A 15,693-nucleotide genomic window follows, 5' to 3' on the forward strand; every position below is an offset into this window, starting at 1 on the left:
GGCTCCGCCGTCGCTCGGCGCGCCGCCGCCTCCGCCGCCCGGTCCGATGATGGGCGCGCCGCCGCCCCCGCCGCCGGGCCCGATGATGGGCGCGCCGCCGCCCCCGCCGCCGGGTCCGATGATGGGCGCGCCGCCGCCTCCGCCGCCGGGGCCTCCCTCGGCGATCGGCTTCGGGGCTCCGCCGCCGCCTCCGCCGCAGTACGGCAACATGGCGCCTCCGGGTCCGCCTCCGGCCCCGCCTGCGCCTGCGCCCTCCGCGGCCGGCGGCATCCCGGGCGCGATCCCGCTCTTCGCGTACTACGCGGGCGAGCGGAGCGTCGTGAACAAGGACCGCTTCATCATCGGCCGCGGCAAGCAGTCGAGCGACCTGACGATCAAGGACCCGAACGTCTCGCGCCAGCACGCGATGGTCGAGTACCTGAACGGCCAGTACTACATGGTCGACATGGGCTCGACGAACGGCGTCGAGTTCAACGGCCAGCGCATCACGCGCAAGGCGATCGGCGAAGGCGACTCGTTCCGGATCTGCGACCACGAAGTCCGGTTCTCTTACCGCTGACGCGCTGATGGGGGCGGTCATGGGTGGCTCGCGTGGACAAACCCTGCGAGCCACCCGCCACGCCCCGCCCTTCTTCTCCTTCACGCTCGCCGCGCTCCTCGTCACGGGACACGCCCGCGCCTCGAACGAGCCGCCCTGGGTCGCGCCCGAGACCGAGCCCTTGCCGCAGGGCATCGTCAGCGCGCGGATCCTCAAGGCCGATCAGCCGATCCTCGCATCCCCGTGGGAAGGCGCGCCGCGACGCGGATCGGCCGCGCTCGACGTGCACCTGCCGATCTTCGCCGTGCGCCGCGGCCCGGGCTGCAAAGGACGATTTCTCTCGATCGGCCCACTCGCGTGGGTCTGCGAGGACGCCGTCGAGCTCGCGGAGACGCCCTTCGTGAACGCGGCGTACCGCGCGATCCGCGAGACCTCCGACGGTTTGCCCTTCCGGTACTACTTCGTCGGCCCCGACGGATCGTTTGCGTACAAAAAGCTTCACGCGGTCGACATCGGCGCGCCCGACATGCAGCTCGAACCCGGGTTCGCCGTGGCGATCGTGGAGGAGCGCCTGGTCGAGGGTGCTCGTTACGGACGCAGCCACAACGAGCTCTGGATCCCGATGCGGGACCTCGGCCCCGCGCGGCCGCTCGCGTTCCGCGGCGAGGAGATCAAACCCGACGCGCCCGCGGACGCCTTGCCCTTCGCGTGGATCCTCGTCGACAAGGCGAAGGTGTTTTCGACGCCGAGCGCGCTCGGCAAAACGGAAGCCAGCCGCGCGCGCTTCGAACGTGTGCCCTTCTTCGAGGAGAAAAACGTGGGCGGCGCGCGCTTCTCGCGCATCGGGGAAAACGCGTGGGTCCGCTCGTCGGAGATCCGTCACGCGACGATCGCGCCGCCGCCGCCCGAGGTCGACGTCGAGGCGGGCGAGAAGTGGATCGACGTGGAGCTCGAGAGCCAGACGCTCGTGGCTTACGAGGGCAAACGCCCCGTGTTCGCGACGCTCGTCTCGACGGGCAAGGGCCGCGAAGGATCGGCGACGGCGACGCCGCGCGGCACGTCGCGCATCTGGGCGAAGCTCTTCACCTCGAACATGGACAACCTCGAGGACGAGGGCGCGACGCGGTACTACCGGATGGAGGACGTGCCGTGGGTGCAGTTCTTCGCGAAGGGCGTGGGCCTGCACGGCGCGTTCTGGCATCGATCCTTCGGCCAGGTGCGCAGCCATGGCTGCGTGAACCTCGCGCCGCTCGACGCGCAGCGGCTCTTCTTCTGGACCACGCCGCGCGTGCCCGCCGGATGGACCGCCGCCTTGCCGAGCACGCACGACGTGGGCACGGTCGTGCGAGTACGCTAGAAGCGAAGCCGTCACGCGAGAGAGCGCATACCCATGGTCTCGATCGTCAACGCTGTTCGTGATCTCGGCCGACTGCGCCAGATCTACGTCGTGCTCGTTCGTCACGGCTTCGGCGAGCTCGCGCAGCGGCTCGGGCTCGGCGGTCGCCCGCGCACGCAAGCCATGCCCGAGCTGCCCCCGGGCAGCGAGCCGAGTGACGCGCTGGTCGAGGCGCCCGAGGCCGACGCCAAGCGCGGCGAAGAAGAACGACGGCGCATCTCGCTGCCCGAGCGCGTGCGGCTCGTGTGCATGGATCTCGGCCCCTCGTTCGTGAAGCTCGGCCAGATTGCCTCCACGCGCCCCGACGTCCTGCCGAACGACTGGATCATCGAGCTGAAGAAGCTCCAGGACGAGGTGAACCCGCTGCCGTGGAGCGACATCAAGGCCGCGGTCGAGGCCTCGCTCGGCGCGCCGATCGAAGACGTCTACGAGCGGTTCGAGGAAAAACCCCTCGCGGCGGCCTCGATCGGCCAGGTACATCGCGCCGTGCTCAAGCACGCCGACGGCCCGCAAGAGGTCGTCGTGAAGGTGCAGCGGCCCGGCGTGCGCACGACCGTCGCGCGTGACCTCGAGCTCTTGCACGCGCTCGCGAAGCTCATCGAGCGCACGATCCCCGAATCGGCCTTGTACCAACCATCGGCGCTCGTCGATCAGTTCGATCGCGCGATCACGAGCGAGCTCGACTTCGGCCTCGAGGCCGAGCACGCCGAGAAGTTCCGGCGTAACTTCGCGGGTCACCCGCACGCGCGCTTCCCGCTCGTCTACCGCGAAGCATCGTCCAAGACCGTGCTCACGCTCGAGCTCCTGCCCGGCGGCAAGGTCTACGACGAGATCCGCGACCATGGACACAAGGGCCCCGCGATCGCGCAGGCCGCGGTTGGCATCGTCGTGAAGATGATCTTCGAGGACGGGTTCTTCCACGCGGACCCGCACCCTGGGAACATCTTGATCTCCGGCGATCCGGACAGCCCCACGATCGGCCTCATCGACCTCGGCATGGTCGGACGTTTGTCCCCGGAGATGCGCGACAAGACGCTCGACCTGATGATCGCCGCGGTTCGTCAGGACCACCTCGGCGTCGCGGACGCGCTCTACGCGATCGGCACGCCGACGAAGAAGGTCGACATGCGCGCCTACCGCGCCGAGGTCAGCGTCCTGGCGGAGAAGTATCTCGGCCGGCCGCTCAAGGAGATCGACGTCGCCGCGATGATCAGCGACCTCATGCGCGGCGCGAGCAAGTACGGCATCGAGATCCCGCCGGACTTCTTGCTCGTCGGCAAGGCGATCATGACGATCGAAGGCGTCGGCAAGGAGATCGATCCGGACCTCGACGTCTTTGGCGTCGCGCGTCCGTTTTTCCTCGATCTCCTGCGCAAACGTTACTCGCCCGAGCGCGTCGGGATGGAGCTCTGGCGCGGCGTCGAGCGCCTTTCCGGCGCTGCCTACGACTTGCCGCAACAGCTCCGCGAGGTCCTCGACGACCTGCGCCTCGGGCGGCTGACCTTACGCACCACCGATCCGACCCTCCCGCGTACGGTCGATCGCCTCGGACGGCGCCTCTTCGCGGGCCTCGTCGTGGCGACCTTCGTCTTCGCGGGGACGTGGCTGCTTCAAACGGATCGAAAGGATCCGCTCGGCATCACGCTCCTCGTCTTCGGCGTGCTCGTGATGTTCGGGCACGTCGTCCTCGACGTGCTCCGCCATCTTCGTTAGCCGGCTGTTGTTCAGCGGAGCAGCCGCCTACGGACCACCACATGCGCGCAGCAGGGCGCCGAGCTACCTCGACGCCCTGCTCCGCGGCCCGGTGAATCCGCGCGTGGCCTATCCGATCAGAGCTGCGGGATCTTGCCCTGGAGCAAGAACGCGATGATCAGCGCGAAGAGCACGAGCGACTCGATGAGCGCCAGGCCGAGAATCATCGGCGTCTGGATACGAGCCGCGGCGCCCGGGTTGCGCGAGATGCCTTCGAGGGCGGCCGCAGCGGCGCGGCCCTGACCGAGCGTACCGCCGAGGGCGGCGATGCCGATCGCGAGGCCGGCGGCCAGCGCGATCATGCCGCTCGTGTCGAACTTGTTCGAAGCAGCAGCATCCTGCGCGAACGCCATGCTGGGAACGAGGGCCAGCGCGGTGGCGACCAGCGTGGACAGGGTGAGCTTGCTCTTGAGAGACATCCGATTCTGCTCCTTTCAGGCCACGCGCCCCCATGGGGGGCTGCATGCATCATTCGAGACGACCCGCGGGGTTCGGGGGGACCGACTGTTGGTCCCAGCCCACCGAGGGCTCGGGGGCTTCGCTTCGGGCGGCCCCGCTCTAATCCGAAACTGACGGTTTGGCTAGCGGCTTTTTGAGGTTTCCCACCGCGATCTTCCGGCGGGACGCCTCAGTGGTGTTCTGCGTGGTGGTGCTCCGTGGCGAGGCCGATGTAGATGCTGCTGAGCAGGCAGAACACCAGCGTCTGCACGACGATCACGATGAGCCCGAGCATCATCACGGGCAGCGGCAGGAAGATCGCCACGAGACCGAAGAAGACCGAGGCGATGAGGTGGTCGACCGCGATGTTGACCATCAGACGCACGCTGAGCGTGATCGGACGGACGCAGGTCGAGATGACCTCGATCGGGAAGATGAGCGGCGCGAGGTACCACTTCGGCCCCGCGAGGTGCGCGATGTAGCTCCAGCCGTTCTCCTTGATGCCCCAGATGTTGAAGGAGAGGAAGACGAGCAGCGCGCAGCCGAGCGTGACGTTCAGGCTCGACGTCGGCGGCGAGAAGCCGGGGATCAGGCCCGAGACGTTCGAGAAGAAGATGAAGCCCGCGGCGCCGCCGATCAGCGGGAAGTACCGCTTGGCGTTCTCCGCGCCCATCACGTCCTTGGCCATGTCGTAGAAGTAGCCAAAGAACGCCTCGAAAAACGTGCGCAGGCTGAGCCGATCGTCCGGAACGACCGACTCGTCGAGCCGCCGGAACTTCGACCGCACCGCCATCGCCATCGCGATGAACACGATGATGATGAGCAAGCTCGAGAAGATCGGCTCGACCGAGTGGTAGCTCATCGGCTCGTGACCGATGAAGCTGTGGCCGAGGTTCTTCGCGTTCTCGCGGAGACCAGGGAGGTGGGCCAGGAGGAAGGTCAGAAAACCAGTATGCTCGGGCATGACCGTCGTCGCTCCATCACCGGAGCGCTCCAATCTCGAACTCGTACTCGCTGCTCGATCTCAGGGCTCGTTCGAGGGGTCCCCCTCGTCAGCGGGCCTCGCCTTTAGCACATCTTCGCGCGGCGCGTCCCCGAAAGATCTGCGCTTTGGATCACCTTGTGGGAGGTCCTCCGGGGGCTTCGGGCCAAACAGGGTCCCCACCGTGATGCCGATGGGCAGGGCCCCATACCCCACGATGAGCGAGAGACCCGAGGCAATCCCGCTGCGCAGAATGAGCCAAACCCCGCCCAGCAAAAGCGCGAGCTTGAGCGTGGCGATGACCGCCCAAGGCGCGGTGTTGCCCCGCCGGGACAAAAACGCCTCGCCCACCTGCGCAAATACCCAGAGGTTCACCGGCGCGAGCGCCCCGCCGATCGCCACGCCGACCCCGAACCTCGGCCCGCCGATCGCAAACGCGCCTACGGTCAAGACGACCGCCGTTCCGATCACCCCGAGGAGCGCCCCGCGCATCGGCGCGTCGAGCTTCGAAGGCTTTTCCGCGTCTTCGCTCATGCGCCTCCCCTCCCCTCGTCTTCGTCGTCCGCCTTCGTGATCGGAGGCTCGTCCTTCTTGCGCTCGTCGGGCGTGTCGTAACGCGGCAGCGGATTGCCTTGCTCGCGCTCCTCGCGCTCGGCCTGCGCCTTCATCTCGCGCGAGGCGCGAAGGAAGGCCTTCACGGCCGCGCCGCAGCCGAAAAAGAAGCCGAGGACCGCGAGGTACGGCTCGGTGCCGAATTTACCGTCGAGCCAGCGCCCGCCGAAGAAGCCAAACGCGATCGACAGGACGATCTCGAGACCGATCGTCCCGAGGCTGCCGACGCCGCGCCACTCCTCGACCTTGGGCGGACGCTTCTGCTCCTTGCCGTTCACCGCTCGCCCACCACGCGCGTCACCGTCGCGCGTCGATTCTCGATCAATGCTTCCAGCACGGGCCGCATCGAGCGCGCCGCTTCGGCGCGATGGCTGATGCGGTTCTTCTCGTCGTCGCCGAGCTCGGCCATCGTGCGCCCGTCGCCCTTGACGATGAAGAGCGGGTCGTACCCGAAGCCGCCCGCGCCGCGCGCTTGCCGTGCGATCGTCCCCTCGCAGCGGCCCTCGCAGATGACCTCGGGCTCGACCTCGTTCCACGGATCGAGCAGCACCATCGTGCAGCGGAAGCGCGCCGTGCGGTGCTCGTCGTCGATCTCTTCGAGCGCCGCGAGCAGCGCCGCGTTGTTCTCCGAGTCGGTCGCGCCTTCCTTCGCGAAGCGCGCCGAGCGCACGCCGGGCCGGCCCGCGAGCGCGTCGACCTCGAGCCCCGCGTCCTCCGCGAGCGTCACCATCATCGCGGCCTCGGCCGCCGTGCGCGCCTTGATCAACGCGTTGTCCACGAACGTCGCGCCGTCCTCGATGATCGGCGGCAAGTCGGGCAGCACCTGCGAGAGCGGCAGGAGCTTGATCGGCAGGTCGGCGAAGATCGCCCCGAGCTCCGCGAGCTTGCCGCGGTTCGTCGTGGCGACGAGGATCGCCAGCGGCAGGTTCGCCTCGCTCACGAGAATCTCCCCGCCTGGAAGAGCGAAGCGAGCTCGACGCCCGCCGACGCGAGCGCGCTTCGTTGCATCGACACGAGCTTCGCGACGCCGGCGAGCCCGACGTCGATCATGCTGTCGAGGTCGCGCCGCTCGATCGCCTCGCCTTCGGCCGTCGCTTGCACCTCGACGATCGATCCACGCGCCGTCGCCACGACGTTGAGGTCCACGCGCGCCTTGCTGTCCTCTTCGTAGACGAGATCGAGGATCGCGTCGCCGCCGAGGTGTCCCACGCTGATCGCGGCCACCTGGTCCCGCAACACCGGCGCGATCTGGTTCGCCGTGCGCAGCTTCGCGAGCGCGAGCGACATCGCCACGAAGCCTCCGGTGATCGACGCCGTCCGCGTCCCGCCGTCGGCCTCCAGCACGTCGCAGTCGATCACGATCGTACGCTCGCCGATCGCGTCGAGGTCGATCGCGCTCCGGAGCGCGCGCCCGATGAGCCGCTGGATCTCCTGCGTCCGCCCGCTCGGCGACTTGCCGCGTCCTTCGCGTGCTTCCCTTCGCGCGCGGCTCGCGCGCGGATGCATCTGGTACTCCGCCGTCAGCCAGCCTTTGCCTTTGCCCGCCATCCATGCGGGCACGACCGCGTCGATCGACGCGGTGCAGAGCACGACCGTACCGCCGGCGCGGTAGAGCACGGAGCCCTCTGCGTTGCGGTGGAAGTGCGGGACGATCTCGACGGGGCGAGGTTCGGCGGGGCTACGGCCATCGGGGCGGGACACGCCGCGTCCTTAGCACAGGCGAAGAGCCGCGCAGTGCATCCTCACGCCCGGCCCCCACACTCCTCGTCCGGCCTGCGCGCCCGGTGGTCGCTTCGGGTCACCAGGTCACGGGGTAAACCGTCGCGTAGAGCCCCTCGCCCGACCCGCCCCGCGTCGCGGCGCGCTGGACGAGATAAAGCTCCTGCTTTGGTCCCTGACAGACGAACGCGCCTCCCTCGGACGCGACGTACACCTGGCCGCCGACGGTCCTCATGGAAAACCCCTCGGGCCACGACTCGCGCTTCTTCAAGTAGTCGAGCGCCATGTTCGCCCGCGGCGGCACGTCGGACCGTTCGAGGATGCGGATGAGCCGGTCCGCCTGGGAAAACGCCGAGCCCTCCTGCTTGGCGACGTCGCTGATGCCGACCTTCGCGGGGAGCTGTCCGGGCCCGACCTCGTTCGAGGGCACGCGGCGCGAGCGGACGATGGTGAACTCCTCCGTCGTCTTGCCGCCCTCGACGCGATGGCCCCGGCCGATCCACCGGCCATCGCCGGAAGGCACGACCGCGTTCCACGGCTTGCACGAGCCGAACGCATTCAGCACCGCGCACGGTCCGCTCTTCGCGTCGGCCGCGCACTTGAGCGTCTTCTTCAGCGAGGCGACGTCGAGATCGTCGGGCGCGGCGACGGCCTCGGGCGTCGTCGTCGCGGGCGGCGCGGCGGACGGAGGCGCGGGCGTCCCGGTGCGCGCGGGCGCCGCGGAGTCCCCGGCGGGCTCCTGGGAACACGCGGCGACGGCGATCGAGACGAGGACGGCGAAGGGGCGCGTTCGCATGGGCGCGCAGTCTGGCACGCCGTCGCTCGTCCGCTACGGCGGGTCGATCAGGAGCTTCGGCCGGAGCCGCGCGAGCGACTTCCGCCCGATCCCCTTCACGCGAAGCAGATCCTCCGGCCGCTTGAACCGCCCGAGCTTCGCCCGCAGCGCGAGGATCGCCTTGGCCTTCGTGGCCCCGACGCCCGGCAGCTTTCGCAGATCCTCCTCCGTCGCGAGGTTCAGGATCACTCGTCCATCCGGAGTCACCGCCGCGATCGGCGCGCCCGCATCCGCCGCCGCACCCGCATCCGCCGTCGCCCCCGCATCCGCTTCCGCGTGCGCTCTCGCTCCCGCATCCGCTTCCGCGCTCGCCGTCGCCGCGGGCGGAGGCGCCGCCGCGCTCGCGCTCGTCGCCGGCGGACCGAGGTATGCCCCGACGCGACGCGGCATCAAATCCGCAGCCGCTCCGGATCCCACGAACGCGAGCGCCAAGAACCCGAGCGCCGCGAGTGCCGCTTTCCCCGCGAGCGGCATCCATGCCGATCCTCGCAGCCGCGCCGCGATCGACCCGAAAAACGCCCGCGCGCCGACCTGCTTCTCCTCGACCGAAAGTTCCACCGAGAGCCTCCTCGGCGGCCTCTTCGGCGATCTTCGTGCCAGGGGCGGCGACGCGGGAATGCGCGTCATTTTTGGGTGCAAACGGTCTGCGCGGAGGTGGCGCCGCCATGGCGGAGGGGTGGCGACGCCATCGGGACCTCTCGCTCGACCTGCGCTACGATGCCGGCGAGCAGGTGACCATGTCCGACCCTCGTTTTTCCCCGTCCCCCGAGGCCTTCACGCGACGCACCTTCCTCGGCGCTGCCCTCACCGGCGCGGCGCTGCTCGGCGCCGATCAAGCGCTCGCTGCAGGCTCCGGCCTCGCAGCCAAGCCCCCGGCAGGCTTCGTGCCCCTCTCGATCCCCGGCAAGGTCGTGAAGGTCGCGAAGTCGAACGTGATGCAGCCGAACGGCCTCTGGCCCACCGAGGGCGCCGCAAAGCTCATGCTCGAGCGCGTGATGTCGGAGCTCACGGGCAAGAGTGATCTCGGCGCGGCCTTCGCCAAGTTCGTCCACAAAGACGACAAGGTCGCCATCAAGCCAAACGGCATCGCGGGCCAGAAGGGCGCGACGATGGCCACGAACCGCGAGCTCATCCTCGAAGTCGTGCGCGGCGTCATGGCCGCCGGCGTGCCCGCGAGCCAGATCATGATCTTCGAGCAATACCCGAAGTTCTTGGAAGGCACGCGCATCTGGGATCGCCACAAGGGCCCCGACCCGGCGCTGCCCGCGGGCATCGCGACCGCCGTGCACGAGAACGAGGACGCCACGATGCCCGACCTCAACGTGATGGGCATCCCGACGAAGTTCGTCCGTCCCTTCACCGAGGCGACAGCCGTGATCAACGTCGGCCTGATCAAGGATCACTCGATCTGCGGCTTCACGGGTTGCCTCAAGAACATCACGCACGGCGCGACGATCAACCCGCACGCCTTCCACCAGCACAACGCGAGCCCGCAGATCGCCGAGCTCTACGCGCAGGACGTCGTGAAGAGTCGCGTGCGCTTGCACATCATCGACGGCTTCAAGCTCATCTACGACGAGGGTCCGCTCGACAAGAACAAGAAGCGTCGCGTGCTGCACGAGGCCGTCTACGCGACGACCGACCCCGTGGCGATGGACACGCTCGGCTGGGGCATCATCGAGCAGTGGCGCAAGGACAACGGCCTGCCGACGCTCAAAGACGCCGGCCGCGAACCGACGTACATCCGCATCGCGAGCGAGCTCGGGCTCGGCGTGTTCGACAAGAACCGCATCTCGATGCGCGAAGTCACGCTCTGAGGGGAGAGAGCGGGGCTTTGCCCCGGACCCCAGAAGGGGGCTGTCCGCCCCCTTCACCCCGGACCAGCGCAAGCGCTGGACTCGGGGTCGATGAACTGCGCGATGCGCAGTTCATCGAACAGACCGTCGCAAGACCACGAGCCGAGCCCTGCCTGCTAGCAACGTCTTCCCTGTCGACAGCGCGCATCGCGCGCTGTCGCCCTGGGTCCAGCGCTTGCGCTGGTCCGGGTGCAGGGGCGGATAGCCCCTGCTCGGGTCCGGGGTGAAACCCCGGCGCTACGCCGCAAAACACATCAGGCGGGGCTCGTCGTGACCGCCGGCGCCTCGCTCACGACGGGAACGCGCAAAGGCTCACCCGTCTCGGGATCCACGTCATCGGCCGTTCGCCGCGCGCGCAGGGACTGCCCGATGGCCTCGTTCTGCTGCACGATGGGGCCGAGCATGGCCAAACGGGAGGCCTGATCCTCCGGCGTGTCCGAAGGGTATCGACCCACGATCATGGCCACGAGCTGAAGCATTCGCCGCTGCCCCTCGGCGCGCGCGGCCTTCACCTCGGGAAACGTGACCCGCTTCGGCAAAGGCAGCTCGAGTGCGGTGCGATATTGCTTCGCCAGATCGACGAGCCGCGCGACGTACCGCGAGAGCCCGAGCTCCTGCACCGTGGGTACGCGCATCGGATGTTGGAGCACGCCGAGGATCCGCTCCACCTCGCAGAGCTCTTCCACGTAAGGGAGGGACGTCACTGCGAAGAGACCGCGCGGAAAGATCTCCTTCAAGAGCGCGGAGCCGCTCGTGGCGATGGGATCGCCCTGCGCTGACGCCTCGACTTGCCGCTCGGCGGTATCACGAATCGCGACGAGCACGCCATCGATGGCCAGATCGATCGGCTTCGCCTCGGGCGCGAACGCGGGGGCCTTTTCGTCTTGCGCTGCCCATGTCGCTTCGAGCGTGCGCAGTGCCTCGTCGTGATCGACGCAGGAGACCGCGAACGCGGCGATGGCCATGTCGCCGGCGGCGAGCGCAGCTTTGCGCACCTGCGCAATCGCGAAGAGACGGCGGCCGGGCGTGAACGTGTACAGATTGAAGAGCGTGGCGAGCGAGGTATCCATGCAGAGCCTCCTTCGGGGCATGCCGGAAAATTCGGTCGGCGCGGTAGACGCCGGACGGAGGGCTCGCCACGCAATCGGAGCAGCATTTCGGCGAAGGGGAGCGCGGACCGGATTCGCTGGGGGTCGACCCGCGGCGAAGGAGGGCGAGGACCGGGTTCGCTGGGGGTCGACCCGCGGCGAAGGAGGGCGAGGACCGGGTTCGGCGGAGAGCGAGCGGGAGCGAAGGTGCTCTTCCTCCGCTCACGGCGGCGAAAGCGCGAGCGCCTGGAGCCGCCCGTTCTCGCACGGCGCGTTCGTCTCGCATTCGATCCAGTAGAGCGCCTCCTCGTCGACCGTGAAATGGAACGGCCCGGTCGGCCGCACGACGATCTCGGCGGCCTGGGTCCCCCAGTTCGAGCCGCCCACGGGCAGCCGCGCGATCGCCTTGCCGCCGTCGAACGTCGAGGCGCCGAAATAGACCCAGTCTCCTTGGACCTCGATCGGCGGCAGGACCGCGAGCGAAAAATCCGTCGCCGCATTCGAGAAGATGAGCTCGCCGCTCGTCGGCACGAACGACTCCACCGCCCCGCCGGCCTTCGATACACGGTTCAGGAGCGCGTTGTTCTGCGCGAAGAAAAACACGTATTCGTCGGACACGTCGAGGCTCGACACATAATTGAGGCCCTTCACGAGCGCCTTCTCCTCCACGCCCACGCCCACCGACGGATCGAGCGAGTATACCGCGCCGGTCAAGGCTTTCTCGCCGTCGTCGCACGAGTTCGGCACGTCGTCCCCCAGCGCGAAGCGCGTGAAATAGAGCAGGCCATCGCTATAGCGGATGTCGTAGAGCAACGAGGCCGCCATTCCCTCCTTGTATTCCGGGTCGATCCAGAGCGCCTCGTATGCGGTCGTGCCTTTGGCCACCCGCCCCACGAGCCCGTCCGTGAGCATGTAATAAAGGTATTCGCCGCCGAGCGTGATTCCGGCGAGCTTCTCGAACTCGGGTTGCTCGCCGAGCACGGGGATCACGTCGGGATCGCAGTTCCTCGGGTCGCACCAGGAGAGATTCGATCCGAGGCAGGTCGATTCGTTGCCGCGCTGGGTCCAGGCGATGAAATTGTGCGAGACCACGGCCCATTCGACCCGCAGGCCTCCGACGTCCAGCATCGGCGCCGAGCAGCCCGGCTTCGGCAGGCGGCGAATCGATCCCGGCGTCGCGTATTGCCGGACGACGATCGACTCGACGTCCGAGGTCAAGGACCCCATGACGACGTTCGGCTCGATGACGAACGGCTCGCACGCCTCCCCGCTGCCCCCGCAGGGAATCGCGGCGCACGCGAGGTTCGGCGGGGGCTTCGGCGCATACGCGTCGTACCCATCGTCGACGCAGCCCGACACGAGCGCGGCCGGGAGGCCCATCAAAAAGGCGCGAAGGAGCGAAAGTTTCATGGGCGAATCTTACAACGCCCATGAACGTGCTTGCCAGCGCGCAGGAACTCCGGTCTGCTTGTCCGCCGGAGCGAGCGCCCATGTCCAGCGCCACCGGCACACAGAAGTTTCTCGCGCACGGAGCCCTCGAATTCGCCAGGACGCGGCCCATCGTGGCGAACGCCCTGCTCGCGCTGAACGACGACAACGCCGAGCGCCTGGCGGACGAAGAGCGCCACAAGATCCGGCGGAGCCGACGCCTGCACGCGGCGAAGCTCGTCAAGACGCACAACCCCACCGTCGACCGGAACCTCGCCTACGAGCTCGTCCTCGAGCGTTACGAGCCCGGGACGCCGCGCGCCGCGGACACCTTCCTCACCTGGTATTTGCCGTGGAACCCCGGCGGCGGGCAGGTCACGATGCACATCCCCGCGGGCGAGGTCCTCGATCACACGGGCGCGGACGTCAATCCGCCCGTGTTTTTCACGGCCGAGCTCACGGGCTGCTCGGTCTTCATTCGCGGCGATCGGCGGCGCCCGGAGGTCTTTCATTCGGGCGCGCACGCGGCGAGCTGGCAGGGCAGCGCCGGCACGCACTGGCGCGCGCTCTTCGCGAAGAGCCGCCCCAGGACCTTCGCGCGCGAGAGCTACGTCGAGGTCAACAAGCACCATTACATGGGCGGCGATCTGCTCGGGCAGCCGTACGTGCCGCTGCTCGTGAAGGAATACATCCAGAAGGTCGCGGACGAGGAGGCACGGGCGGGCAGGGTTTTCAACCTCGTCGATTGCACCGGATTCGGCTGCGTGTTCGGCCTGCGCGACGAGGCCGGGCTCTGGTCGTTTTACCTGCAGGAGAACGTCCGCGTCTTTTATCGCCGCGGCCCCGGCGGCCCGCTCTTTCAGTGCGCGAACCGCACCTTGCGCGTCTCGCGGGTCTACCCCGATCGCGCGGTCCTCTCCCGCAACGAAGAACCCAAGCCGCTCCCCTGAGCGGACCGAAGAGGGACACGTATGCCGATCCTCGAACTCACGTTATCGGGCGGAGCGAAGCTCTCCGTGCACAATTTCTCCGTGCAGGAGGCCCTGTCCGAGCTCTTCCACGTGTCCGTCGTGGCGCGGGCGCAGCGGCCGGACCTCGACCTCGAGGCGATCGTCGGCAAGCCCGCCTCGCTCCACATCGTGGCCGGCTGGACCTACGTGAAAGACCAGGGCACCCGCACCTGGAAAGGCGTGTGCAGCTACATCGAGCAATCCCAGGCGCAGACCGAGCAAACCGGGCTCTCGACCTATTACCTGCACATCGTGCCGGATCTCTGGCTGCTCACCCAGCGCACGAACCACCGCATCTTCCAGCACCTCTCCATTCCCGACATCGCCGACGTGTTGCTCCGCGAGTGGGGCGTCGAGCCGACGTGGCAGATCGATCGAGGGCTCTACCCGAAGCTCGAATTCAAGGTGCAATACGGCGAGAGCGATTATACCTTCCTCTGCCGCCTGCTCGAAGAGGCGGGCATCACGTTCTGGTTTTCGGACCAGGGCGGCGCGGGCTCCGTGCTCACGTTCGGCGACAAGCTGCACGCGGCGGCGCCGCGCCCGGCCATTCCTTTCGTCGACAACCCGAACCAGGCCGCGCAGCGCGAATTCCTCTCGCTCGTCCGCCTCGGCCACGAGGTCCGGCCCGGCGCGCACGTGATGCGCGACCACGATTTCCGAAAGCCCTCCTTCCCGCTCCTCGGCACGGCCGAACCTGCCGCGACCGGGCCCGAGAGCAAATACGAGCAATACACCTACGGCCCGGGCGCGTTCCTCGTGGAGGGCACGATGGGCGGCGGTGGCACGCCGGTGGCGGACGATCAGGCCATCGCCCGGCACGACCCCAAATACGGGACCGACCTCGCCACGCGCCGCCTGCAATCGCTCCGCGCCGACAAACGCCGGGTCACGTTCAACACGAACACCCTCGATCTTTTCCCCGGCGCGGTCTTCACGATCGAGGACCATTTGCACCCGTCGCTCGGGCCGAGCCAGCGACTGCTCGTCTCGTCGTTCTCCGTGGAAGGCACGCCGGGCGACGAATGGACCATGACCGGCGCCGCGGTCTTCGCCGACCCCGCCGCGCCCTACCGCCCGCCGATCAAGTCGCCGCGCCCGCGGGTCTTCGGCGTGCAGAGCGCGACCGTGGTGGGACCGCCGGGCAAGGAGATCCATACCGACGAATTCGGCCGCGTCCGCGTGCAATTCCCCTGGGATCGCGACGGCCAAAACGACGACCGCTCCTCGTGCTGGATGCGCGTGAGCCAGGGCTGGGCCGGCACGGCGTACGGGATGATCACGATTCCGCGCGTCGGCCAGGAGGTGCTCGTCACGTTCCTCGACGGCGATCCGGATCGGCCGGTCGTGACGGGCCGCGTCTACAATGCGATCGAGCAGGTGCCCTACAAGCTGCCGGACGACATGACCGTGAGCACGTGGAAGAGCCAATCCTCGCCGGCCACGGGCGGCTACAACGAGATCAAATTCGACGACAAGGCCGGATCCGAGCGCGTCTACGTGCAGGCCGAGCGGGATTTGCACAAGCTCGTCAAGAACGACGAGGTGCTCCGCACGCAGCACAACAAGATGGAGACGGTGGACGGCACGTCGGACCTCGTGGTGAAGGGCGCGCGCAAGCAGCTCATCGAATCGGCGGACCATTTGCACGTGAAGATGGACCAGCGCAGCCAGGTCGACGGCGGGGTCTCGCTGACCGTGAAGATGGGCAAGCAGGAGAAGGTGGGGACCGATTACGCGCTCGACGCCGGGCAGGAGATTCACCTCAAGGCGGGCATGACGCTCGTGCTCGAAGCCGGGCTGCGGCTGACCATCAAGGGACCGGCGGGCTTCATCGATTTCCACCCGATGGGCATCGATATCGTGGGGCTCCTCGTCAACATCAACAGCGGCGGTTTTCCGGCCTTCGGCAAGGGCGCCTCCCCCGACGCGCCCGAGGACGCGATGGAGGCCGAGCCCCGCGACAGGCCGCCCGGCGCGCCAGCGGGGAATTCGAGCACGGGCACCGGCGGTACGTCCGGCCAAGGTGGGAGCTAGGC

16 protein-coding genes are annotated in these 15,693 nt (G+C 68.3%); 6 read left to right on the plus strand and 10 right to left on the minus strand.

Going from position 1 to position 15,693, the window contains the following annotated elements; genetic code table 11:
- From QHF84_RS45895 to QHF84_RS45905, 3 genes are all read left to right on the plus strand, one after another.
- A partial coding sequence (locus QHF84_RS45895) for an FHA domain-containing protein (RefSeq protein ID WP_281319966.1) occupies positions 1-559 on the plus strand: 559 nt, incomplete at its 5' end.
- A 19-nt stretch (positions 560-578) separates the two neighbouring features.
- A complete protein-coding gene (locus QHF84_RS45900) occupies positions 579-1,895 on the plus strand; it encodes a L,D-transpeptidase (protein ID WP_281319967.1) in 1,317 nt (438 codons plus the stop codon).
- Between the two features lie 33 nt (positions 1,896-1,928).
- Positions 1,929-3,647: an AarF/ABC1/UbiB kinase family protein gene (locus QHF84_RS45905; RefSeq protein WP_281319968.1), complete on the plus strand. Its 1,719-nt coding sequence runs from the start codon at positions 1,929-1,931 to the stop codon at positions 3,645-3,647.
- A 116-nt stretch (positions 3,648-3,763) separates the two neighbouring features.
- Here the strand turns inward: QHF84_RS45905 and QHF84_RS45910 are convergent, their stop codons facing one another.
- The 8 genes from QHF84_RS45910 to QHF84_RS45945 form a co-directional block, all read right to left on the minus strand.
- Entirely contained in the window at positions 3,764-4,105 is a 342-nt protein-coding gene (locus QHF84_RS45910; protein ID WP_136928778.1) for an ATP synthase F0 subunit C, read from the minus strand.
- Between the two features lie 209 nt (positions 4,106-4,314).
- Entirely contained in the window at positions 4,315-5,088 is a 774-nt protein-coding gene (gene atpB, locus QHF84_RS45915) for a F0F1 ATP synthase subunit A (protein WP_281319969.1), read from the minus strand.
- Positions 5,089-5,148: 60 nt separating this feature from the next.
- Entirely contained in the window at positions 5,149-5,640 is a 492-nt protein-coding gene (locus tag QHF84_RS45920) for an ATP synthase subunit I (protein ID WP_281319970.1), read from the minus strand.
- The gene (locus QHF84_RS45925; protein WP_281319971.1) at positions 5,637-5,996 is read right to left on the minus strand and encodes an AtpZ/AtpI family protein; all 360 of its coding nucleotides are present in this window, start codon (positions 5,994-5,996) and stop codon (positions 5,637-5,639) included. Before QHF84_RS45925 ends, QHF84_RS45920 begins: the two co-directional genes overlap by 4 nt.
- Complete coding sequence (rdgB, locus tag QHF84_RS45930) at positions 5,993-6,658, minus strand: RdgB/HAM1 family non-canonical purine NTP pyrophosphatase (protein ID WP_281319972.1); 666 nt, start codon at positions 6,656-6,658, stop codon at positions 5,993-5,995. Before rdgB ends, QHF84_RS45925 begins: the two co-directional genes overlap by 4 nt.
- The gene (gene rph, locus QHF84_RS45935) at positions 6,655-7,419 is read right to left on the minus strand and encodes a ribonuclease PH (protein WP_281319973.1); all 765 of its coding nucleotides are present in this window, start codon (positions 7,417-7,419) and stop codon (positions 6,655-6,657) included. Before rph ends, rdgB begins: the two co-directional genes overlap by 4 nt.
- A 97-nt stretch (positions 7,420-7,516) precedes the next feature.
- Positions 7,517-8,233 carry a hypothetical protein gene (locus tag QHF84_RS45940; protein WP_281319974.1) on the minus strand — a complete coding sequence of 239 codons (717 nt, stop codon included), beginning with the start codon at positions 8,231-8,233 and terminating at the stop codon, positions 7,517-7,519.
- A 33-nt stretch (positions 8,234-8,266) separates the two neighbouring features.
- Complete coding sequence (locus QHF84_RS45945; RefSeq protein WP_281319975.1) at positions 8,267-8,830, minus strand: helix-hairpin-helix domain-containing protein; 564 nt, start codon at positions 8,828-8,830, stop codon at positions 8,267-8,269.
- A 107-nt stretch (positions 8,831-8,937) separates the two neighbouring features.
- On the opposite strand from QHF84_RS45945, the gene QHF84_RS45950 reads away from it, so the two are divergent.
- Positions 8,938-10,089 carry a DUF362 domain-containing protein gene (locus QHF84_RS45950; RefSeq protein WP_281319976.1) on the plus strand — a complete coding sequence of 384 codons (1,152 nt, stop codon included), beginning with the start codon at positions 8,938-8,940 and terminating at the stop codon, positions 10,087-10,089.
- 293 nt (positions 10,090-10,382) lie between these two features.
- Here the strand turns inward: QHF84_RS45950 and QHF84_RS45955 are convergent, their stop codons facing one another.
- Both QHF84_RS45955 and QHF84_RS45960 read right to left on the minus strand, forming a co-directional pair.
- Positions 10,383-11,198: a hypothetical protein gene (locus QHF84_RS45955; protein WP_281319977.1), complete on the minus strand. Its 816-nt coding sequence runs from the start codon at positions 11,196-11,198 to the stop codon at positions 10,383-10,385.
- 240 nt (positions 11,199-11,438) lie between these two features.
- A complete protein-coding gene (locus QHF84_RS45960) occupies positions 11,439-12,626 on the minus strand; it encodes a hypothetical protein (RefSeq protein WP_281319978.1) in 1,188 nt (395 codons plus the stop codon).
- 80 nt (positions 12,627-12,706) lie between these two features.
- On the opposite strand from QHF84_RS45960, the gene QHF84_RS45965 reads away from it, so the two are divergent.
- A complete protein-coding gene (locus tag QHF84_RS45965; protein WP_281319979.1) occupies positions 12,707-13,594 on the plus strand; it encodes a hypothetical protein in 888 nt (295 codons plus the stop codon).
- A gap of 21 nt (positions 13,595-13,615) precedes the next feature.
- The gene (gene tssI, locus QHF84_RS45970) at positions 13,616-15,691 is read left to right on the plus strand and encodes a type VI secretion system tip protein TssI/VgrG (protein ID WP_281319980.1); all 2,076 of its coding nucleotides are present in this window, start codon (positions 13,616-13,618) and stop codon (positions 15,689-15,691) included.
- The last annotated feature ends 2 nt before the right edge of the window (positions 15,692-15,693 follow it).

Source organism: Polyangium sp. y55x31, assembly GCF_029946505.1.
GTDB lineage: Bacteria > Myxococcota_A > Polyangia > Polyangiales > Polyangiaceae > Polyangium.